The sequence below is a fragment of the Bacillus sp. P4_D3 genome (assembly GCF_056401855.1).
The window spans coordinates 1-553 of record NZ_JBFUIN010001319.1; the positions used below are offsets into that span (position 1 = coordinate 1).

The window sequence follows — 553 nt, forward strand, 5'->3', positions numbered from 1 at the left end:
GGGTAGAGGCGACGAAGTTAATTTGTGAAGAGACAAAAACGAAGCCTCTCATTTTAACGACATTTGATGATGATGAATATATTTTGGACGCAGTAAAAAACGGAGCGAAAGGTTATTTATTAAAAAATAATGATCCGGAGCGTATTCGTGATGCAATAAAAGGCGTATATAACGGCCAAACTGTCATGCAAGATGTAGTGCTTGATAAAATTAAGTCTAATTTAATGGAAAGTAAAGAGGAAGAATCTAAAATTGATAAGAGTCTTTTTACAGAAAGAGAGCTTAGTATTATCGCACTAATTGCGAAAGGGTTCTCAAATAAAGAAATTTCGAAGCAACTTTTCATATCTGAAGGAACGATAGCAAATTATATTACATCAGTTTTAGGGAAAACTGGACTAGAACATCGCACGCAAATTGCGATTTATTACTTAACAGGGAAAGTAGATTAATGTTATGGAATTTTGGTTAACTGTAAGTAAATTAATTGTATTTATATATATTGTGTTTAGTTACATTCACTCAAATGTTGCAAACTTACCATGGTTTATAT

General features: G+C 32.0%; 1 protein-coding gene. It reads left to right on the plus strand.

Translation table 11 applies throughout. From position 1 onward, the window contains the following. The coding region (locus AC1DTM_RS31085) for a LuxR C-terminal-related transcriptional regulator (protein ID WP_477001774.1) at window positions 1-452 on the plus strand (452 nt) is incomplete at its 5' end. Window positions 453-553: the final 101 nt, after the last annotated feature.